Annotated in this window: 21 protein-coding genes; 15 read left to right on the forward strand and 6 right to left on the reverse strand. The window is 72.2% G+C overall.

Annotation, left to right across the window (positions count from 1 at the left end; translation table 11 throughout):
- The first annotated feature begins 86 nt into the window (after nt 1–86).
- The gene (locus ACFW47_RS28025; RefSeq protein ID WP_073731613.1) at nt 87–746 is read left to right on the forward strand and encodes an HU family DNA-binding protein; all 660 of its coding nucleotides are present in this window, start codon (nt 87–89) and stop codon (nt 744–746) included.
- 478 nt (nt 747–1,224) lie between these two features.
- On the opposite strand, the gene ACFW47_RS28030 is transcribed toward ACFW47_RS28025, so the two are convergent.
- Both ACFW47_RS28030 and cofC read right to left on the reverse strand, forming a co-directional pair.
- Nucleotides 1,225–1,428 carry a hypothetical protein gene (locus tag ACFW47_RS28030; protein WP_217246754.1) on the reverse strand — a complete coding sequence of 68 codons (204 nt, stop codon included), beginning with the start codon at nt 1,426–1,428 and terminating at the stop codon, nt 1,225–1,227.
- 9 nt (nt 1,429–1,437) lie between these two features.
- The gene (gene cofC, locus ACFW47_RS28035; protein ID WP_386284798.1) at nt 1,438–2,076 is read right to left on the reverse strand and encodes a 2-phospho-L-lactate guanylyltransferase; all 639 of its coding nucleotides are present in this window, start codon (nt 2,074–2,076) and stop codon (nt 1,438–1,440) included.
- A 143-nt stretch (nt 2,077–2,219) separates the two neighbouring features.
- Here cofC and ACFW47_RS28040 point away from each other — a divergent pair, with 143 nt between their 5' ends.
- The 3 genes from ACFW47_RS28040 (at nt 2,220) to ACFW47_RS28050 (ending at nt 5,286) form a co-directional block, all read left to right on the forward strand.
- Nucleotides 2,220–3,017 carry a lysophospholipid acyltransferase family protein gene (locus ACFW47_RS28040; RefSeq protein ID WP_386284800.1) on the forward strand — a complete coding sequence of 266 codons (798 nt, stop codon included), beginning with the start codon at nt 2,220–2,222 and terminating at the stop codon, nt 3,015–3,017.
- Nucleotides 3,014–4,024: an NAD(P)H-dependent glycerol-3-phosphate dehydrogenase gene (locus tag ACFW47_RS28045; protein ID WP_386284802.1), complete on the forward strand. Its 1,011-nt coding sequence runs from the start codon at nt 3,014–3,016 to the stop codon at nt 4,022–4,024. The genes ACFW47_RS28040 and ACFW47_RS28045 overlap by 4 nt, the downstream gene beginning before the upstream one ends.
- A 92-nt stretch (nt 4,025–4,116) precedes the next feature.
- Nucleotides 4,117–5,286, forward strand: coding sequence for a D-alanine--D-alanine ligase family protein (locus ACFW47_RS28050; RefSeq protein ID WP_386284804.1), 1,170 nt, complete (start codon nt 4,117–4,119; stop codon nt 5,284–5,286).
- Nucleotides 5,287–5,529: 243 nt separating this feature from the next.
- On the opposite strand, the gene ACFW47_RS28055 is transcribed toward ACFW47_RS28050, so the two are convergent.
- A complete protein-coding gene (locus tag ACFW47_RS28055; protein WP_019328745.1) occupies nt 5,530–5,763 on the reverse strand; it encodes an Lrp/AsnC family transcriptional regulator in 234 nt (77 codons plus the stop codon).
- A gap of 228 nt (nt 5,764–5,991) precedes the next feature.
- On the opposite strand from ACFW47_RS28055, the gene ACFW47_RS28060 reads away from it, so the two are divergent.
- Together ACFW47_RS28060 and thiD are read left to right on the forward strand one after the other, a co-directional pair.
- Nucleotides 5,992–6,960 (forward strand): thiamine-phosphate kinase, encoded by a 969-nt coding sequence (locus ACFW47_RS28060; protein WP_019328746.1) that lies wholly within the window; start codon nt 5,992–5,994, stop codon nt 6,958–6,960.
- Complete coding sequence (gene thiD, locus ACFW47_RS28065) at nt 6,957–7,754, forward strand: bifunctional hydroxymethylpyrimidine kinase/phosphomethylpyrimidine kinase (protein WP_386284808.1); 798 nt, start codon at nt 6,957–6,959, stop codon at nt 7,752–7,754. Before ACFW47_RS28060 ends, thiD begins: the two co-directional genes overlap by 4 nt.
- Before the next feature lie 141 nt (nt 7,755–7,895).
- Here thiD and rpmB read toward each other — a convergent pair whose 3' ends face one another.
- Nucleotides 7,896–8,081, reverse strand: coding sequence for a 50S ribosomal protein L28 (gene rpmB / locus ACFW47_RS28070; RefSeq protein ID WP_003993230.1), 186 nt, complete (start codon nt 8,079–8,081; stop codon nt 7,896–7,898).
- Nucleotides 8,082–8,345: 264 nt separating this feature from the next.
- On the opposite strand from rpmB, the gene ACFW47_RS28075 reads away from it, so the two are divergent.
- The 9 genes from ACFW47_RS28075 (at nt 8,346) to mutM (ending at nt 17,621) form a co-directional block, all read left to right on the forward strand.
- Nucleotides 8,346–10,091: a DAK2 domain-containing protein gene (locus ACFW47_RS28075; protein ID WP_386307488.1), complete on the forward strand. Its 1,746-nt coding sequence runs from the start codon at nt 8,346–8,348 to the stop codon at nt 10,089–10,091.
- 61 nt (nt 10,092–10,152) lie between these two features.
- Entirely contained in the window at nt 10,153–12,372 is a 2,220-nt protein-coding gene (recG, locus tag ACFW47_RS28080; protein WP_386284813.1) for an ATP-dependent DNA helicase RecG, read from the forward strand.
- A gap of 102 nt (nt 12,373–12,474) precedes the next feature.
- Nucleotides 12,475–13,062 (forward strand): 16S rRNA (guanine(966)-N(2))-methyltransferase RsmD, encoded by a 588-nt coding sequence (gene rsmD, locus ACFW47_RS28085; RefSeq protein ID WP_386284815.1) that lies wholly within the window; start codon nt 12,475–12,477, stop codon nt 13,060–13,062.
- A 26-nt stretch (nt 13,063–13,088) separates the two neighbouring features.
- Nucleotides 13,089–13,568 carry a pantetheine-phosphate adenylyltransferase gene (gene coaD, locus ACFW47_RS28090; RefSeq protein ID WP_386285075.1) on the forward strand — a complete coding sequence of 160 codons (480 nt, stop codon included), beginning with the start codon at nt 13,089–13,091 and terminating at the stop codon, nt 13,566–13,568.
- Nucleotides 13,569–13,689: 121 nt separating this feature from the next.
- A complete protein-coding gene (locus ACFW47_RS28095; RefSeq protein ID WP_386307489.1) occupies nt 13,690–14,844 on the forward strand; it encodes a cell division initiation protein in 1,155 nt (384 codons plus the stop codon).
- Between the two features lie 154 nt (nt 14,845–14,998).
- Entirely contained in the window at nt 14,999–15,643 is a 645-nt protein-coding gene (locus ACFW47_RS28100) for a YceD family protein (RefSeq protein ID WP_386284821.1), read from the forward strand.
- 2 nt (nt 15,644–15,645) lie between these two features.
- Nucleotides 15,646–15,819, forward strand: coding sequence for a 50S ribosomal protein L32 (rpmF, locus tag ACFW47_RS28105; protein WP_003951102.1), 174 nt, complete (start codon nt 15,646–15,648; stop codon nt 15,817–15,819).
- Nucleotides 15,820–15,826: 7 nt separating this feature from the next.
- Nucleotides 15,827–16,672 (forward strand): ribonuclease III, encoded by an 846-nt coding sequence (gene rnc / locus ACFW47_RS28110; RefSeq protein WP_386284824.1) that lies wholly within the window; start codon nt 15,827–15,829, stop codon nt 16,670–16,672.
- 88 nt (nt 16,673–16,760) lie between these two features.
- Nucleotides 16,761–17,621 (forward strand): bifunctional DNA-formamidopyrimidine glycosylase/DNA-(apurinic or apyrimidinic site) lyase, encoded by an 861-nt coding sequence (gene mutM, locus ACFW47_RS28115; RefSeq protein WP_386284826.1) that lies wholly within the window; start codon nt 16,761–16,763, stop codon nt 17,619–17,621.
- Between the two features lie 18 nt (nt 17,622–17,639).
- Here the strand turns inward: mutM and ACFW47_RS28120 are convergent, their stop codons facing one another.
- A complete protein-coding gene (locus ACFW47_RS28120) occupies nt 17,640–18,047 on the reverse strand; it encodes a winged helix-turn-helix transcriptional regulator (RefSeq protein WP_386284828.1) in 408 nt (135 codons plus the stop codon).
- A 73-nt stretch (nt 18,048–18,120) separates the two neighbouring features.
- On the reverse strand, nt 18,121–19,323 hold the full coding sequence (locus ACFW47_RS28125) for a CAP domain-containing protein (protein ID WP_386307491.1): 1,203 nt from the start codon (nt 19,321–19,323) through the stop codon (nt 18,121–18,123).
- Nucleotides 19,324–19,347 lie beyond the last annotated feature (24 nt).

Raw genomic sequence — 19,347 nt, forward strand, 5'->3', positions numbered from 1 at the left:
TCGTGTTTGATTTGCGGTATATATCTGCCTAACGTGCGAAAAAGCTTGAACAGATTCGTTCTGGCGATGTCTCCGAAGGGGAAGACGTGAACAAGGCGCAGCTCGTAGAAGCGATTGCCGACAAGCTGGGCGGTCGCCAGCAGGCCGCCGACGCTGTCGACGCGGTCCTGGACGCACTCGTCCGCGCAGTGGTCGCGGGCGACCGGGTCTCGGTCACCGGCTTCGGTTCCTTCGAGAAGGTCGACCGTCCGGCCCGTTACGCCCGCAACCCGCAGACGGGTGAGCGGGTACGGGTCAAGAAGACGTCCGTGCCGCGCTTCCGCGCGGGACAGGGCTTCAAGGACCTGGTGAGCGGCTCGAAGAAGCTTCCGAAGAACGACATCGCGGTCAAGAAGGCACCCAAGGGCAGCCTGTCCGGCCCGCCGCCCACCATCTCCAAGGCCGCGGGCAAGAAGGCCGCCGCCAAGAAGGCCACGGGCGCCGCGAAGAAGACCACGGGCGCGGCCAAGAAGACGACCGCGGCGGCGAAGAAGACGACCGCGAAGAAGACCACCGGGGCGGCGAAGACGGCGACGGCGAAGAAGGCCCCCGCCAAGAAGTCCACCGCCAAGACCACCGCGGCGGCGAAGAAGACCACGGCCAAGAAGGCCCCCGCCACCAAGAAGGCGACGGCGAAGAAGGCTCCGGCCAAGAAGTCGACCGCCCGCAAGACCACCGCCAAGAAGGCCACCGCCCGCAAGAAGTAGCAGCGGCACGCGGCACGCGGCAGGCCGCACGGGCACTCACGCGCCGGGCCGGACTCCCTCTCGGAGTCCGGCCCGCGGCGTGTGCGCGACCGGGTGCGGTGCCCGGCGGGGGAGGGGGAGGGGGCCTGCGGCGCCGCCCGGCCGGTCGGGCTGGCTTGCGGTGCCCGGCTGGTCGGGAGCGGCCTTGCGCCGCCCGGCCGTCATCGTGCCCGGCCCCCCCGGTCGTCATCACGTCTGTGCCCGGCGGGTGGACAGACGTCTGCCGTGCCGCCCGGCCGGTCAGGAAGGCTTGCGGCGCCCGGGTTGGTCGGGGCGCGCTCGCGGCGCCCGGCCGGTCGGAAAGGCCGGCGGTGCCCGACTGGCCGGAAGGGCTTGCGGCGCCCGGCTGTCATCACGTCTGCCGCGCCCGGCGTCGGAACTCTCCGGTGCCCGGCGTCAGAACTCTGCCCGTCCGGCCGGCAGAGCCCCGCACGTCCGGTCAGAACGTCTGCAACGTCACCAGCGTGATCCTGCGCTCCGCGCCCGAGCCCTCGGTCTCGATCCGCACCCGCTGCCCGGGCCGCAGCAGCCGCAGGCCCCCCGCGTCGAACGCCGCCGCGTCGAAGGGCACCGGTGTGCCGTCGTCGAGCAGCACCTGGCCGCTGCGCTCTTCCGGGTCGTACGTGTAAGCGGTCGCCTGCATGCCGGCAGCCTACTGCCCGGCGATCAGCAGCCGCGCGGCCACCGCGGCCGTACGGGGCCCCACTCCCAGGGCCAGCGCGGCGCGCAGATCACCGCCGGTGTCGACGTCCTGCCGTACGGAATCCACCTCGCCGAGCCGCAGTTCCACCGCCCCGGACGCGCGGTGCCGGTACCTGGAATCCGGCCCGAAAGCCGGAGTCAATTCACGGCCCGCCGCCGCGGCCAACAGAGTCGTGCCGATTCCGGCCGCGTCGGCGAGAAACGCACGCGGGAATTCGGAAGCCGCCGTCAGGACCCGCGCCAATTCGGCCGGCCGCAGTGCGGGGAGATCGGCGTTGAGTGCGGCCACCGGCCGGGCGGGACGCCCCGCCCGCACCACGGCCGCACCGTGTGCCAGGGCGGCGTTCAGACCGCCGCCCGGCTCGTCCGGAACGACCCCGGCGCCCAGCTTCGCCAGCTCCCGCCCCGCCCGGACGTCGTCCGTGACGACTGCCACATCCGCCACCTCCGGGCAGGCCAGTGCGGCTGTCACGGTGTCCTGTGCGAACGCCAGCGCGAGGCCCGGCCGCACCCCGTCGTGCACGGCGTCCGCCAGCCTGCTCTTGGCCCGGGCGAGGGGCTTCACGGGTACGACCAAGGTCCACTGCACGAGCGTTCCGTCCTTCTCTCGTCGCCGCCATTGTCACCTGGGAGATCCGCCGGTTCACTCTCCGGGGCGTACGGTGTTCTCGACAGACGGGCGGCCCGGGGCGACACTTGTCCGGCCCCAGGCCCTGGAGGAAAGGTGTCAGCGTGCCCCGCCGCAGAATCGGCTTCTGGTACCGCCTGGCCGCGGTGATCTGCAAACCGCCGCTCGTGGTTCTGATCAAGCGGGACTGGCGGGGAATGGAGAACATTCCGGCCGACGGTGGATTTATCACCGCTGTGAACCACAATTCGCACGTCGACCCCTTCGCGTACGCGCACTACCAGTACAACACCGGGCGCGTCCCGCGATTCCTGGCGAAGAGCGGTCTTTTCAAGAAGGGATTCGTCGGTGCCGCGATGCGGGGCACCGGACAGATCCCCGTCTACCGCGAGAGCACCGACGCGCTGAGCGCCTTCCGGGCCGCGATCGACGCCGTGGAACGCGGCGAGTGCGTCGCCTTCTACCCCGAGGGCACCCTCACCCGCGACCCGGACGGCTGGCCGATGACCGCCAAGACCGGTGCCGCGCGCGTCGCCCTGCAGACCAAGTGCCCGGTGATCCCGGTCGCCCAGTGGGGCTGCAACGAACTGCTGCCGCCCTACACCAAGAAGCCCCACCTCCTCCCGCGCAAGACCCACCAGGTGCTGGCGGGCCCGCCGGTCGACCTGTCGCGGTTCTACGACAAGGAGATGACCGCGGACCTGCTGAAGGAGGCCACCGAGGTCATCATGGCCGCCGTCACCCGCCAGCTGGAGGAGATCCGCGGCGAGAAGGCGCCCGAGACGCCCTACGACCCGCGCCGCGAGCGGATCGAGCAGCGGCGCCGCACGCAGGCCCAGAACCGCCGGAACGAGCACACGCACAACGAGCAGCCGCAGCAGGCGGAAGGGCAGAGCACGTGAGCGAGCCCGTCAAGGCGGCCGTCTTCGGCACCGGGTCGTGGGGCACGGCCTTCGGCATGGTCCTCGCCGACGCCGGCTGCGACGTCACCCTGTGGGGGCGCCGCGCCGAACTCGCCGACGCCGTCAACTCCGACCGGACCAACCCGGACTACCTGCCCGGCGTGGAACTCCCGGCGAACCTGCGCGCCACCACCGACGCCGCCGAGGCCGCAAGGGGCGCCGACTTCACCGTCCTCGCGATCCCCTCCCAGACCCTGCGCGCGGGCCTCGCCGACTGGGCGCCGCTGCTGGCGCCCGGCACGGTCCTGGTGTCGCTGATGAAGGGTGTCGAACTCGGCTCCGCGATGCGGATGAGCGAGGTCATCGAGGACGTCGCCAAGGTCGGCCCCGAACGCGTCGCCGTGGTCACCGGACCCAACCTGGCCCGGGAGATCGCCGCCCGCATGCCCGCCGCCGCCGTCGTCGCCTGCCCCGACGAGTCGGTGGCCCAGCGCCTCCAGGCCGCCTGCCACACGCCGTACTTCCGCCCGTACACCAACACCGACGTGGTCGGCTGCGAGCTGGGCGGCGCGGTGAAGAACGTGATCGGGCTGGCCGTCGGCATCGCGGACGGCATGGGCCTGGGCGACAACGCCAAGGGCTCCCTCATCACCCGCGGCCTCGCCGAGACCACCCGCCTCGGGGTCGCCCTCGGCGCCGACCCGCTGACCTTCTCCGGCCTCGCCGGACTCGGCGACCTGGTGGCGACCTGCTCCTCACCGCTGTCCCGCAACCACACCTTCGGCACCAACCTGGGCAAGGGCATGACCCTCCAGGAGACCATCGCGGTCACCAAGCAGACCGCCGAAGGCGTCAAGTCCTGCGAGTCCGTGCTGGATCTGGCCCGCAGGCACGGCGTCGACATGCCGATCACCGAGACGGTCGTCGCGATCGTCCACGAGGGCAAGGCACCGGTGGTGGCGGTCAAGGAGCTGATGTCGCGCAGCGCGAAGCCCGAACGACGCTGAGCGACGCCCGCCCGGCACCCCTGTCCCGCTCGCGCCACGCGGCCCCGCCGACGCTGTCTCGGGGCACCTCGGGCGGGTACTCTCAACGCGATATGAGCACCGAGAACCTCCCCCAGAGCCCCGAGCAGAGTCCGGAGCAGCCCCCTCGCAAGCCGCGTGTGGCCGTCGTGTTCGGCGGACGCAGCTCCGAACACGGGATCTCCGTGGTCACCGCCGGCGCCGTCCTCGCCGCCATCGACCGGACGAAGTACGACGTCCTGCCGATCGGCATCACCAGGGACGGCCGGTGGGCCCTGACCGCCGACGAACCGGAACGCATGGCGATCACCGACCGCCGTACGCCCGACGTCGAGGAACTGGCCGAGTCGACCGAGGGCGGCGTGGTGCTCCCCGTCGACCCCGCCAGCCGCGAGGTCGTCTACAGCGAACCCGGCTCGGTGCCCAAGGCCCTGGGCGAGGTCGACGTCGTCTTCCCCGTGCTGCACGGCCCCTACGGCGAGGACGGCACCCTCCAGGGCCTGCTGGAGCTGTCCGGCGTGCCCTACGTCGGCTCCGGCGTGCTCGCCTCGGCCGTCGGCCAGGACAAGGAGTACATGAAGGCGGTGTTCACCTCCTACGGGCTGAAGGTCGGCCCGTACGCGGTGATCCGCCCCCGCGAGTGGGAGCAGGACCGTTTTGCCGCCCGCAAGAAGGTCGTCGACTTCGCCGGCGAGCACGGCTGGCCGCTGTTCGTGAAGCCCGCGCGGGCGGGCTCCTCGATCGGCATCACCAAGGTCGACGACCTCTCCGGCCTCGATGAGGCGATCGAGGAGGCCCGGCGCCACGACCCGAAGATCCTCGTCGAGGCGGCGCTGCGCGGCCGGGAGATCGAGTGCGGGGTGCTGGAGTTCGAGGACGGCCCCCGGGCCTCCGTCCCCGCCGAGATCCCGCCGCCCTCGGAGCACGCGTACTACGACTTCGAGGCCAAGTACATCGACTCCACGCCCGGTGTCGTGCCCGCCCCGCTCACGCCCGAGGAGACCGCCGAGGTCCGGCGGCTCGCGGTCGCGGCGTTCGACGCGGCCTCCTGCGAAGGGCTGGTGCGCGCGGACTTCTTCCTCACCGAGGACGACGAGTTCGTGATCAACGAGATCAACACCATGCCGGGCTTCACGCCGATCTCCATGTACCCGCAGATGTGGCAGGCGACCGGAGTGAGCTACCCGGAGCTGGTGGACCGGCTGGTCCAGGCGGCGCTGCGGCGCTCCACGGGACTGCGCTGACGTCTCCGGCCCGCACACCGACGAGAAGGCGGCCCCCTCGGGGGTCGCCTTCTCGCAGTATGATCAGCGGGTTTCCCAGCCCGCTGCCCGCGGGCGGCGGTGCGTTGTCCCCGTTGTGCCACAGCTCGGTGACCAACGCGCCCGGGCCGGTGCCCGGGGGAACCGCCGCCGACTCGCTGTCGTCTGCTGAGGAGCAGCCTGCGGCGGCGATCAACAGTGGGAGAGCGAGCGGGCGGAAGGGGGCTAGAGATGAACGACCGGACAGGTCAGAGTACGAGTGATGCCGTCCACCTGCTGGACCTTGGCCACCACCATGCGACCCAGCTCGTCGACGGTGTCGGACTGGGCGCGGACAATGACGTCATAGGGTCCTGTCACGTCCTCCGCCTGGATCACTCCGGGGATCTTGCTGATCGTCTCGGCGACGGTCGACGCTTTGCCGACCTCCGTCTGGATCAGGATGTACGCCTGTACCACGAAACCTCCAGAGCGGCCACGAGGATCATGTGGGGAAAAGGAACGCCACGGTATCGCGTCGCCGCTCTTCGCGGGGAGACCCGCGGGGCACGGGCCGTTCGTGCCGTGGTGCCGCGATGACACGAGTTGACGAGCGCGCCGGCGAGTGGCGACGGTCATTTCGACCGTAACGAGGACAGAGATGACGCGCGACCGGGCACGGACAGGGACAGAAGGGGAGTCAAGGCAATGAAGGGCACTGTTGGTGAGCTCGGGGAGTTCGGGCTCATCAGGGAGCTCACCTCCCGTCTCACCACCACCCCGGCGGTCCGGGTCGGCCCCGGCGACGACGCCGCGGTGGTGGCCGCGCCCGACCGCAGGGTCGTGGCCAGCACCGACATCCTCGTCGAGGGGCGGCACTTCCGCCGCGACTGGTCCACCGCGTACGACGTGGGCCGCAAGGCGGCGGCGCAGAACCTGGCCGACATCGCCGCCATGGGCGCGGTGCCGACCGCGCTGCTGCTCGGCCTGGTGGTCCCCGCCGAACTGCCGGTGACCTGGCCGACCGAGCTGATGGACGGGCTGCGCGACGAGTGCCAGGTCGCGGGCGCCTCCGTGGTCGGCGGCGACGTGGTGCGCGGCGACACGATCACCGTCTCCATCACCGCCCTGGGCGACCTGCGCAACCAGGAGCCCGTCACCCGGGGCGGCGCCCAGCCCGGCGACCTCGTCGCGGTGACCGGCTGGCTCGGCTGGTCCGCGGCCGGGTTCGCCGTCCTCTCCCGGGGTTTCCGCTCGCCGCGCGCCTTCGTCGAGGCCCACCGGCGTCCCGAGCCGCCCTACCACGCCGGACCCGCTGCTGCCGGGCTCGGCGCCACCGCCATGTGCGACGTGAGCGACGGACTCATCGCCGACCTGGGCCACATCGCGGAGGCCAGCAAGGTCAGGATCGACATCCGCTCCGGCCAGATCGACATCCCGACCCAGATGAACGACATCGGCCAGGCCGTCGGCGTCGACCCGATGCAGTGGGTACTGACCGGGGGAGAGGACCACGCGATCGTGGCGACCTTCCCGCCGGACGTGAAGCTGCCCGCCCGCTGGAAGGTCATCGGCGAGGTGCTCAATCCCTCCGCGCTGCCCCAGGTGACCGTCGACGGCGCGCCCTGGACCAGCAAGGGCGGCTGGGACCACTTCGGCGGGGAGGTCGAGGCATGAGCCTGCCGAACGTGCTCACGGTGGCCGGCTCCGACTCCGGCGGCGGCGCCGGCATCCAGGCCGACCTGAAGACCATGCTCGCCCTCGGCACCCACGGCATGAGCGTGCTCACCGCGGTGACCGCGCAGAACTCGCTGGGCGTGCAGGGCGCCTGGGAGCTGCCCGTGGAGGCGGTGCGGGCCCAGTACCGCAGCGTCGTGGACGACATCGGCGTCCAGGCGGTCAAGACCGGGATGCTGTCCTCCGCCGAACTGGTCGAGACGGTCGCCGAATTGATCGCGGGAACCGACGCCCCGGCCGTCGTCGACCCGGTCGGTGTCTCCAAGCACGGGGACGCGCTGCTCGCCGCCTCCGCGCTGGACTCGGTCCGCACCAAGCTGCTCCCGGCCGCCACCGTCGCCACGCCCAACCTCGACGAGGTCGCCCAACTCACCGGCGTCCGGGTCGAGTCGGACACCGACCTGCGCCGGGCCGCGGCGGCCGTCCTTGAGTACGGGCCGCGCTGGGTGCTGGTCAAGGGCGGCCACCTGGCCGGGGACGCCGTGGACCTGCTCACCGACGGTTCTGAGGAGCACTGGCTGCGCGCCCCGCGCCTCGACAACCGGCACACCCACGGCACCGGCTGCACCCTCGCGTCGGCCGTCGCCTGCGGGCTCGCCAAGGGGAAGTCGGTGCCCGAGGCGGTCGCGGCCGCCAAGGACTACGTCACCGGGGCGATCGGGGCCGGGTTCGCGCTCGGCGGCGGCATCGGGCCCGTGGACCACGGCTGGGCGCTCGGACGGGACGTTCCCTGAGCGCGACGCCGGTGGCCGCCTCCTCGGCGGCGGGCGGCCACCGGGCGGAGAGGCTTTACGGCACGGCGAAAAGCCGGCCCACCCGAGGTGGACCGGCTTCGTGCAGCGGACCAGGCAGTGGCCGCGCGCTCAGCTGACGCGTCAGCGCGAGACCTTGCCGGCCTTGATGCACGAGGTGCAAGCGTTCACGCGCTTCGGCGTCCCGCCGACCACGGTACGCACGCGCTGGATGTTCGGGTTCCAGCGACGGGACGTACGGCGGTGCGAGTGCGAGATGTTGTTGCCGAAGCCCGGCCCCTTGCCGCAGACGTCGCAGTTGGCAGCCACGGGTCACTCCAAAGACTTCAGATGCACTTACGGTTGATCCCGGCATGCCGGGATCAAAGTCCCGGACGCGAGCGTCCGGGATCTGAGTGGCGGTGCCAGGGGGAGAGCCCGATCGGGATCGGGCAACCGGAGCAGCATACAACGGCTGCTCCCGTACAACGAAACTACCACGGCAGCTCAGGGGCCCGCCCCCGGCCCTCTTCCGGTGGGCGCCCTCCCGAGGTCTACGCTGCCAGCCACGTCCAGCAGCTCAGGGAGGCACAGGTGGCGCAGGTGCCGCAGAGGTTCTTCGACGCTCTGGCGGTGCGTACCTGGTGCGGTCTTTCGCTGCGTGCGCTCGGGCGGGCGCGCGAGGAGATCGACGCCATCAACGTCTATCCGGTCGCCGACGGGGACACCGGCACGAACCTGTACCTGACCGTCGAGTCGGCCGTCGCCGCCGTGGAGGCGGTGTTCGCGGCGCACGCGGTGGGCGCCGGGCAGCCGGGTCCCGGCCCGGGCGAGGGCCCCTCGCTGGCCGAGACCATCGGCGCCATGGCGCACGGCGCGCTGATCGGCGCCCGGGGCAACTCCGGCACGATCCTGGCGCAGCTGCTGCGCGGCCTGGCCCAGGTACTCACCGCCGACGCCGAAGGCGCCCACTCGGAGGGTGAGGGAGCCCACACCGACGGCCCGGGGCTGCGGGCGGCACTCCGGCACGCGGCCGAGTCCGCCCGGCAGGCCGTGGCCCACCCCGTCGAGGGCACCGTCCTGACCGTCGCCGCGGCCGCCGCCGACGCGGCCGACGGGGCGGGGGGCGACTGCGCCGACGTGGCCCGCGCGGCGTACGACGGCGCCCGCGCGGCGCTCGCCGCCACCCCGGACCAGCTGCCCGCCCTGGAACGCGCCGGAGTCGTCGACGCCGGCGGACACGGCCTCGTGACGGTCCTCGCGGCCCTCGTGGAGACGTTCACGGGCCGGGCACCGGAGCCGGTCACAGCGCCGCACGCGCGCGTGGCGCGCGGCCCGGCGGACCCTGTGGGCGAGTGCTCCGCGGACGGCGGCTCCGCGGACGGCGTCGACGGGAGCGACGGTCACGGGGGTGACGGTCCCGCCTTCGAGGTGATCTACCTCCTGGAGGCCGGGGACGAGGCCGTCGCGCGGCTGCGGAGACGGCTCGACGCCCTCGGGGACTCGCTCGTCGTCGTCGGCGGCGACGGACTGTGGAACGTCCACGTGCACGTCGACGACGCGGGCGCCGCCGTGGAGGCGGGCGTGGAGGCCGGACGGCCGTACCGGATCCGGATCACCCACTTCGGGATCGGCGACGCGCACACCACTCACTCCGAGCGCCCGCCCCGGGAGCGGACCCAGCGTGCCGTGGTGGCCGTCGTGCCGGGGGAGGGGCTGGCCGGGCTCTACGCCGAGGCCGGCGCGACGACCGTGCTCGCCCGCCCCGGGGAGCCGCCCGCGAGCGGCGAGCTGGTCCAGGCCGTACGCCGGGCGCACGCGCGCGAGGTGGTGCTGCTGCCCAACGACGCCGAGCTGCGCCACACCGCCGCCGCGGCGGCCGAGCAGGCCCGGACCGAGGGCGTCCGGGTCGCCCTGATTCCGACCCGCTCCGCGGTCCAGGGCATCGCCGCGCTGGCCGTGCACGAACCCGGGCGGCGCTTCGACGAGGACGTGGTGGCGATGACCTCGGCGGCGGGCGCCACCCGGTACGCCGAGGTCGTCGTCGCCGAACGTCAGGCCTGGACCACCGCCGGCATCTGCCAGGCCGGTGACGTGCTCGGCCTCATCGACGGCGACGTGGCCGTGATCGGCGCGGACGTCACCGAGGTGGCCGCGACCGTCCTGGACCGGATGCTCGCGGCCGGCGGCGAGCTGGTCACCCTCGTCCTCGGCGAGGAGGCCCCCGAGTCCGTCGCCGGCCGTCTGGAGGCCCGCGTCCGCCAGGCGTACCTGGCCGTCGACACGGTGGTCTACCGGGGCGGGCGGCAGGGCGCGCTGCTGCTGGTCGGCGTGGAGTAGCGCGGCGGGCACCGCCGTTTCGCCGGGCCGTACGGCGTCATTGTCAGTGGCGTGGTGTGCAATGGATCTCGTGCCCGCACTGCGAGAACCCCTGAAGAAGGTGCTCGGCCCCGCCACCGCGAAGGTGATGGCCGAGCACCTCGGCCTGCACACCGTCGGCGACCTCCTCCACCACTACCCCCGCAGATACGAGGAGCGCGGTCAGCTCACGCACCTGGCCGACCTCCCCATGGACGAGCACGTCACGGTGGTCGCCCAGGTCGCCGACGCCCGCCTGCACACCTTCGCCTCGTCGAAGGCGCCGCGCGGCAAGGGGCAGCGCCTGGAAGTGACCATCACCGACGGCAGCGGCCGCCTCCAGCTGGTCTTCTTCGGCGCCGGCGTGCACAAGCCCCACAAGGAGCTCCTGCCGGGCACCCGCGCGATGTTCGCGGGCAAGGTCTCCGTCTTCAACCGCCGACTTCAACTGGCCCACCCGGCCTACGAGCTGCTGCGCGGCGACCCCGACGGCCCAGAGACCGTGGAGTCCTGGGCGGGCGCGCTCATCCCCCTCTACCCGGCCACCGCCAAGCTGGAGTCCTGGAAGCTGGCCAAGGCCATCCAGACGGTCCTGCCCAGCGCCCAGGAGGCCGTCGACCCCCTGCCGGACTCCCTGCGCGAGGGCCGCGGCCTGGTCTCTCTCCCCGAGGCCCTGCTGAAGATCCACCGCCCGCACACCAAGGCGGACATCGAGGACGCCCGCGCCCGCCTGAAATGGGACGAGGCCTTCGTCCTCCAGGTCGCCCTCGCCAGGCGCCGCCACGCCGAGACCCAGCTCCCCGCGGTCCCGAGGCGGCCGAGCCCGGACGGCCTGCTGACGGCCTTCGACGACCGCCTCCCCTTCACCCTCACCGAAGGCCAGCAGAAGGTCTCCCGCGAGATCTTCGACGACCTCGCCACCGACCACCCGATGCACCGGCTGCTCCAGGGAGAGGTCGGATCGGGGAAGACGATGGTGGCCCTGCGCGCCATGCTCGCCGTCGTCGACGCGGGCGGGCAGGCCGTGATGCTGGCGCCCACCGAGGTGCTGGCCCAGCAGCACCACCGGTCGGTCGTGGAGATGATGGGGGAGCTGGCCGAGGGAGGCATGCTCGGCGGCGCCGAACACGCCACCAAGGTGGTGCTGCTGACCGGTTCGATGGGCGCCGCCGCCCGCCGGCACGCCCTGCTCGACCTGGCCACCGGCGAGGCGGGCATCGTCATCGGCACCCACGCGCTGATCGAGGACAAGGTCCAGTTCCACGACCTCGCACTGGTCGTCGTCGACGAACAGCACCGCTTCGGCGTCGAGCAGCGCGACGCCCTGCGCGGCAAGGGCAAGCAGCCTCCACACCTGCTCGTCATGACCGCCACGCCCATCCCGCGCACCGTCGCCATGACCGTCTTCGGCGACCTGGAGACCTCCGTCCTGGACCAGCTCCCGGCCGGCCGCTCCCCGATCGCCAGCCACGTCGTCCCGGCCGCCGACAAACCGCACTTCCTGGCGCGGGCCTGGGAACGGGTCCGCGAGGAGGTGTCGAACGGCCACCAGGCGTACGTCGTCTGCCCGCGCATCGGCGACGAGGACGACGGCACGAAGAAGGGCGCCAAGCAGTCCACCGAGGCAACCGGGGCGGACACGGAGAAACGGCCCCCGCTCGCCGTCCTCGACGTCGCCGAACAGCTCGCCAAGGGCCCGCTCCAGGGCCTGCGGGTCGAGGTGCTGCACGGCCGCATGCAGCCCGACGACAAGGACGCCGTCATGCGCCGCTTCGCGGCCGGCGAGACCGACGTCCTGGTCGCCACCACCGTCATCGAGGTCGGTGTCAACGTCCCCAACGCCACCGCGATGGTGATCATGGACGCCGACCGCTTCGGCGTCTCCCAGCTGCACCAGCTGCGCGGCCGCGTCGGCCGCGGCTCCGCCCCCGGTCTGTGCCTGCTGGTCACCGAGATGCCCGAGGCGAGCGCGGCCCGCCAGCGGCTGAACGCCGTCGCCGGCACCCTCGACGGCTTCGAGCTCTCCCGCATCGACCTCGAACAGCGCCGCGAGGGCGACGTCCTCGGCCAGGCCCAGTCCGGCGCCCGCACCTCCCTGAGGGTCCTCGCGGTGATCGAGGACGAGGAGATCATCGCCGAGGCGAGACAGGAGGCGGCGTCGGTGGTGGCCGCCGACCCGGAGCTGACCGCCCTGCCCGAGCTGCGGACGGCCCTGGACGCCCTCCTGGACGAGGAGAGGGAGCAGTATCTGGAGAAGGGCTGAGCAGCGCCTGCCCGGGGCGCGGGGCTGTGCCGACGTGCTCTCCACCGCGCGGGCACGACCAGCCACACTGAACGTAGAGCCGCTCACGACCAAGGACCCCAGATGACCCGAGTGATCGCCGGCAAAGCCGGCGGACGCCGCCTCGCCGTCCCGCAGGGAACCGGCACCCGCCCCACCTCCGACCGCGCCCGCGAGGGACTCTTCTCCACCTGGCAGTCCCTGCTCGGCGGCCCCCTGGACGGCGAGCGGGTCATCGACCTGTACGCCGGTTCCGGCGCCGTCGGGCTGGAGGCGCTGTCCCGGGGCGCCGGGCACGTCCTGCTCGTCGAGGCCGACGCCCGCGCCGCCCGCACCGTCCGGGAGAACGTCGAGGCCCTGGGGCTGCCCGGCGCCGAGGTCCGGGCGGGCAAGGCGGAACAGGTCGTCCGCGCCCCGGCGCCGGGCGAGCCGTACGACATCGTCTTCCTGGACCCGCCCTACGCCGTCTCCGACGACGATCTTCGGGAGATCCTGCTCACACTCCGCACGGAGGGGTGGCTCGCCGCGGATGCGCTCGTCACCGTGGAGCGCAGCACCAGGGGCGGCGAATTCCGCTGGCCGGACGGCTTCGAAGCGATCCGGGCCCGTCGCTACGGCGAGGGAACGTTTTGGTACGGTCGCGCCGCCTCTACGTGCGAAGACGCACGATGACCGGACCGGAGAGCGAGGGAACTCAAGTGCGCCGCGCCGTCTGTCCCGGGTCGTTCGACCCGATCACCAACGGACATCTCGACATCATCGCCCGTGCCTCCAGTCTCTACGACGAGGTCTACGTCGCGGTGATGATCAATCAGGCCAAGAAGGGCCTGTTCGAGATCGAGGAGCGGATCGACCTCATCCGCCAGGTCACCGCCGAGTACGGGAACGTACGCGTGGAATCCTTTCACGGCCTCCTCGTCGACTTCTGCAAGCAGCGCGAGATCCCGGCCATCGTCAAGGGCCTGCGCGCGGTCAGCGACTTCGACTACGAGCTGCAGATGGCCCAGATGAACAACGGCCTCTCCGGTGTGGAGACCCTCTTCATCCCCACCAACCCCACCTACAGCTTCCTGTCGTCCTCCCTGGTCAAGGAGGTCGCCACCTGGGGCGGCGACGTCTCCCACCTGGTGCCGCCGCTGGTCCTCGAAGCACTCTCCGGACGCCTGAAGAAGGGCTGACGCCCCCGCCGCACAGCTGCCGGAGGCTGACAATCCGTCACCCGGTGTCCCCCGGACACCCCAGGGTCGTACAGTCGTCCCGTCCGTCTCCAACACAGCTGTAGAGAGTGGCGAGCACACGGTGGACGTGCAGAAGAAGCTCGACGAGATCACCGCGATGGTCTCCGGCGCCCGAGCCATGCCCATGTCGGCCTCGTGCGTGGTCAACCGCGCCGAACTGCTCTCGCTGCTGGAGGAGCTGCGCGCCGAGCTGCCCGGCTCCCTCGCCCAGGCCCAGGAGCTGATCGGCGACCGGGAGCAGATGGTCGCGCAGGCCCGCCAGGAGGCCGACCGGATCATCGAGAGCGCGCACGCCGAGCGCGGCTCGCTGATCTCCGACACCGAGGTGGCCCGCCGTTCCCAGGCCGAGGCCGACCGCATCCTCGCCGAGGCCCGCCAGGAGGCCGAGGAGGTCCGCGCCGAGGCCGACGACTACGTCGACTCCAAGCTCGCCAACTTCGAGGTCGTCCTCACCAAGACCCTCGGCTCCGTCGGCCGGGGTCGCGAGAAGCTGCTCGGCACCGGCCCCGGCCTCGACGAGAACGGCTACGAGGACGAGGACGCCCCCGAGCGCAGCCACGACCCGGAGGTCCTGCGCCGCGACGCCGACGCCTACGTCGACACCAAGCTCGGCGCCTTCGAGGCGGTGCTGGCCAAGACCCTGGACGCGGTCGGCCGGGGCCGCCAGAAGCTGCACGGCCGGATCGCCACCGACGACCTCGGTGCCCTCGCCGACGACTCCACCACCGTCCAGCACTCCAGCGACGCCGACTACCTCGCCGGCCTGGCCGCCCTCTCCGACGCCCCGGCCCAGCAGTCCCGCCGGCACGAGTACGACGAGCGGCAGCCGGCGGCGGCCGGGGCACCGGCGCAGGCGGTGCCGGAGATGCCGTCGCAGCAGTCGGCGTACGGCTACGCCCAGCAGCAGCCCGACCCGTACGCGGGCTACCAGCAGCAGTACGGCGGCCAGGACCCGTACGGCTACCAGCAGCAGACGGCCGACCCCTACTCCACCGCCTCCGGCTACGCTCCGGCGGGAGGGGCCCCCATCCAGGGCTACGACGCGTCCCAGCAGACGTACGACGGGCAGCAGGCCTACCCCCAGGCTCAGCAGCCCCAGCAGCCCGCACAGCCCCCGCAGGCCCAGCCGCAGACCCTCGACGAGACCAGCCTCTTCGACACCAGCATGATCAGCGCCGAGCAGCTGAGGGCCTACGAACAGGGCCGCGGCCTCTAGGGCGGAAACCTCCGACCGGCCCGGATTGGGCCGTGAGCGAATGGTCCAGTATCCTGGCTCTTCGGTCGCGTGTACGTCCGCGATCGCCGCTGCCCGGGAACACCGAAGGGCGGCGCCCCCAGCTGTACCCCAGCCACGAAGACCGAAAGCAGGAATGGCTCTGAACGCGCGCCTCGACCACCGCAACCCCCTCGTGTTCGACACGCACGAGCTGGGACGGCGGCCCGGTGCGCTGCAGCGCCTGACCCGCACGGTCGACGCTCCCAAGGACTTCGGTATCCAGGGAGTCATCGCGGTGCCGGAAGGCGCCCCGGTGGAACTCGATCTCCGGCTCGAGTCGGTCATGGAAGGGGTGCTCGTCACAGGCACCGCCCGTGCCAAGGCCAAGGGGGAGTGCGTAAGGTGTCTGGAGCCGCTCGAGCAGGAGCTCGACGCGGACTTCCAGGAACTGTTCTCGTACCCTGACGCCGACGACCGGGGCCGCCCTGTGGCGGAACCGGGCGACGACGCCGAGGACGACGAGGACAGGTTCTTCGTCGAGGACGGACTGATCGGCCTCGAACCCGTGCTGCGCGACGCGGTGGTGCTCGCACTGCCGATGCAGCCGGTGTGCCGGGAAGACTGCCCGGGTCTGTGCTCCGAGTGCGGAGCACGCCTGGCGGACGATCCGGACCACCACCACGACGCCGTCGACATTCGTTGGGCGGCTTTGCAGGGACTCGCCGGTTCACTCGGAGACGGCGAGAAGGACGAGATGAGCGGCGCCGAACCTGGCGTCGACGAGAAGCAGGAGAAGTAGCCGTGGCTGTTCCGAAGCGGAAGATGTCGCGCAGCAACACGCGCCACCGCCGGTCGCAGTGGAAGGCTGCGGTCCCCACCCTGGTTGCGTGCGAGCGCTGCCACGAGCCCAAGCAGCAGCACATCGCGTGCCCGTCTTGCGGCACCTACAACAAGCGCCAGGTCCTCGAGGTCTGAGCGGCTGGTGAGAGGCACTGTGTCAGTCCCCAAGAAGGCGGATGACGCCAAGGCGGACCCACCCGCCAAGAAGAAGGCGGACAACAACCAGGCCTCGTCCCACACGCTTCTGGAAGGGCGGCTCGGCTACCAGCTCGAGTCCGCCCTTCTGGTGCGTGCACTGACCCACCGTTCCTACGCGTACGAGAACGGCGGCCTGCCGACGAACGAGCGGCTGGAGTTCCTCGGTGACTCCGTCCTCGGCCTCGTCGTCACGGACACGCTGTACCGCACCCACCCCGACCTGCCCGAAGGCCAGCTGGCCAAGCTGCGGGCCGCGGTGGTCAACTCACGTGCGCTGGCGGAGGTGGGCCGCGGGCTCGAACTCGGCTCCTTCATCCGGCTCGGCCGCGGTGAAGAGGGCACGGGGGGCCGGGACAAGGCGTCCATCCTCGCCGACACCCTCGAAGCGGTGATCGGCGCGGTCTATCTCGACCAGGGCCTCGACGCGGCCTCCGAACTGGTGCACCGCCTGTTCGACCCGCTGATCGAGAAGTCCTCCAACCTCGGTGCCGGCCTGGACTGGAAGACCAGCCTCCAGGAGCTCACCGCGACCGAAGGGCTCGGCGTCCCCGAGTACCTGGTCACGGAGACCGGCCCCGACCACGAGAAGACCTTCACTGCTGCCGCCCGCGTCGGAGGCGTCTCGTACGGCACCGGCACCGGCCGCAGCAAGAAGGAGGCGGAGCAGCAGGCCGCGGAATCCGCGTGGCGGTCGATCAAGACCGCGGCGGACGAGCGTGCCAAGGCGACGGCCGACCAGCCGTCCGACGAGGCCGACGAGGCCGCCGACACCTCGTCGGCCTCCGCCTGACCCACCCGCACCACCGCACGTTCCGAACGCCCGCCCCACTCCAGGGGCGGGCGTTCGGAACGTCCATTGGCCCACCCGAGGGGATGCCATGCCCGAGTTGCCCGAGGTCGAAGTCGTCCGGCGCGGCCTGGAGCGCTGGGTCGCGCACCGCACCGTCGCCGACGCCGAGGTGCTCCACCCACGCGCGGTACGGCGGCACATCGCCGGCCCCGACGACTTCGCCCACCGCCTGAAGGGCCACCGCATCGGCACGCCCGGCCGCCGCGGCAAGTACCTGTGGCTGCCCCTGGAGGACACCGGTCAGGCGGTCCTCGCCCATCTCGGCATGAGCGGCCAGCTCCTGGTCCAGCCCCACGAGGCACCCGCCGAGAAGCACCTGCGCGTCCGCGCCCGCTTCACCGACGCCCTCGGTACCGAACTCCGCTTCGTCGACCAGCGCACCTTCGGCGGCCTCTCCCTGCACGACACGTCCCCCGACGGGCTGCCCGACGTCATCGCGCACATCGCCCGCGACCCCCTGGACCCGCTCTTCGACGAAGAGGCCTTCCACCTCGCCCTGCGCCGCAAGCGCACCACCGTCAAACGGGCCCTGCTCGACCAGTCCCTGATCAGCGGCGTCGGCAATATCTACGCCGACGAGGCCCTGTGGCGCTCCCGCCTGCACTACGACCGCCCCACCGCGACCCTCACCCGCCCCCGCACCGCCGAACTCCTCGGCCACGTCCGGGACGTGCTGAACGCCGCCCTCGCCGTCGGCGGCACCAGCTTCGACAGCCTCTACGTCAACGTCAACGGCGAGTCCGGCTACTTCGACCGCTCCCTCGACGCTTACGGCCGGGAGGGTCTGCCCTGCCGCCGCTGCGCCACACCGATGCGCCGCCGCCCGTGGATGAACCGCTCCAGCTACTTCTGCCCGAAATGCCAGCGCCCGCCGAGGACCGCTCCGTAGTGATCGTCCCGCCAGGGGTCACACCGCAGGCGTCCGGCGCGCGTCGTCGTACCGCTCCCGCGACGCCAGGACCTCGTCCATCCGCCCCTCCAGGCACTGGATGAGCGCGATCAGCCGCCCGGCCACCTCACGCCCCAGCGGTGTGAGTTCGTAGTCCACGCGCGGGGGGTTGGTCGCCTGCGCCTCGCGGTGCACCAGGCCGTCGCGCTCCAGCGCGTGCAGCGTCTGGGCCAGCATCTTCTCGCTGACGCCGTCGACACGGCGCCGCAGCTCGTTGAAGCGGAAGGACCCTTCGTACAGCGCCCCGAGCGTCAGCGCGCCCCAGCGCCCCGTGACGTGCTCCAGGGTGCCGCGCGAAGGACAGGCCCGGGAGAACACGTCGTACGGCAGATCCTGCTCCGCCGTGCGCTCCTGCGTGGTCGACATACCGCCAGCGTACGTGAGCACCGCGCCGCGCCGCAGGGCGCGCGGAGCCGGGGAGAGTGCTGGGCGGAGGGGGTCAGTAGCCGAAGTTCTGCGTCCACCACGGCCCGCCGGAGCCGAAGTGGACGCCGACGCCCAAGGTCTGGAAGTCGCAGTTCAGGATGTTGGCGCGGTGGCCGGGGCTGTCCATCCAGGCGTCCATCACGGCCTGGGCGTCGGCCTGGCCGCGGGCTATGTTCTCGCCGCCGAGGGTGCTTATGCCGGCTGCCTCGGCACGGTCCCAGGGGGTCGCGCCGCTGGGGTCGGTGTGGTCGAAGAAGCCCTGCTCGGCCATGGACCGGCTGAAGTCCTCGGCGAGTCCGGTCAGGGCGCTGTTCGCGGCCAGCGGGCGACAGCCCGCCTTGGCGCGCTCGTCGTTGACCAGCTTGAGCACCTGGGCCTGGGCGACGGCCTGCTCCGAGGAGGCCGCGGGCGCGCTCGGCTTCGCCGGCTCCTTCGTGGCCGGCCGGGAGGGCGAGGGCTTCGGCTTCTTGCTGGGAGTCGTCGATTCCGGCTTCTGGGTCTTCGATGGGGTCTCGGCGGGGGCGGCGGGCTTCGACACCGGTGCCGAGGGAGAGGGCTTCCCGGACGGGGCCTTCTCGGTCGGAGACTTCGAGGACGGGGCCTTCGAGGGCGTGGACGCGTCCGAGGACGGTGCGGAGGAACGGTCGGTGCCGCGGCTCGTGGCGGTGTCGCCGCCCCGGCCCGCCTCGGCGCTGCCGGAGGTGCCGCCCTGCCCGGACGGGGTGTTGGTCGGCACGTCCTGGGCCTGCACCCGGTCGCCCCCGCCGCTGCCGCCGTCGAAACGGTAGTTGTCGAGGCCGGGCACCGTGCCCGTGGCCACCGCCACCGTGCCGATGGCGACCGCGGCGGAGACACCGAGGAGGCCGGTACGGACGGGAGTGACGGCCTTCTTCCGGCGCCGGCGGTGCGTTCCCGCGTGCTGGGTGCCTTTGTCGGGGCTGAACCCTTCGCTCGGGAAGGGGACCGTGCGGCCGGCCTGCGGGCGGCCGCCGCCCTCGCCGCCGTCGGCGTCGTCCGGGGCGAACAGGTAGGCGTCGCTCTTCGCGCGGACCTCGGCGTACGCCTCCGGGTTCAGGTAGGGCGCGATCCCCATCGTGGGGCGGTCGCCCGGCGCGGGCTGCTGCCCGGCCCGTCCCGTCGTACCGTCCGTCTGCCGGCCCCCCGCGGCGCGGCCCGTGGCGGCGCGGCCGGCGGCGGAGCGTCGGTGGCGTCCCATGTTCTGGCCTTCCTCGTCCTCGCG

Origin of the sequence: Streptomyces sp. NPDC058796 (assembly GCF_042745235.1) — a bacterium.
GTDB lineage: Bacteria > Actinomycetota > Actinomycetes > Streptomycetales > Streptomycetaceae > Streptomyces.

Excerpts from the sequence above, each read along its gene's own strand:
- recG (WP_386284813.1), top strand. The coding sequence starts at position 10,153 with ATGGATCTCGTGCCCGCACTGCGAGAACCCCTGAAGAAGGTGCTCGGC.
- mutM (WP_386284826.1), top strand. The coding sequence starts at position 16,761 with ATGCCCGAGTTGCCCGAGGTCGAAGTCGTCCGGCGCGGCCTGGAGCGC.
- thiD (WP_386284808.1), top strand. The coding sequence starts at position 6,957 with ATGAGCCTGCCGAACGTGCTCACGGTGGCCGGCTCCGACTCCGGCGGC.
- ACFW47_RS28050 (WP_386284804.1), top strand. The coding sequence starts at position 4,117 with ATGAGCACCGAGAACCTCCCCCAGAGCCCCGAGCAGAGTCCGGAGCAG.
- ACFW47_RS28100 (WP_386284821.1), top strand. The coding sequence starts at position 14,999 with ATGGCTCTGAACGCGCGCCTCGACCACCGCAACCCCCTCGTGTTCGAC.
- ACFW47_RS28125 (WP_386307491.1), bottom strand. The coding sequence starts at position 19,323 with ATGGGACGCCACCGACGCTCCGCCGCCGGCCGCGCCGCCACGGGCCGC.
- ACFW47_RS28030 (WP_217246754.1), bottom strand. The coding sequence starts at position 1,428 with ATGCAGGCGACCGCTTACACGTACGACCCGGAAGAGCGCAGCGGCCAG.
- rsmD (WP_386284815.1), top strand. The coding sequence starts at position 12,475 with ATGACCCGAGTGATCGCCGGCAAAGCCGGCGGACGCCGCCTCGCCGTC.
- ACFW47_RS28120 (WP_386284828.1), bottom strand. The coding sequence starts at position 18,047 with ATGTCGACCACGCAGGAGCGCACGGCGGAGCAGGATCTGCCGTACGAC.
- ACFW47_RS28060 (WP_019328746.1), top strand. The coding sequence starts at position 5,992 with ATGAAGGGCACTGTTGGTGAGCTCGGGGAGTTCGGGCTCATCAGGGAG.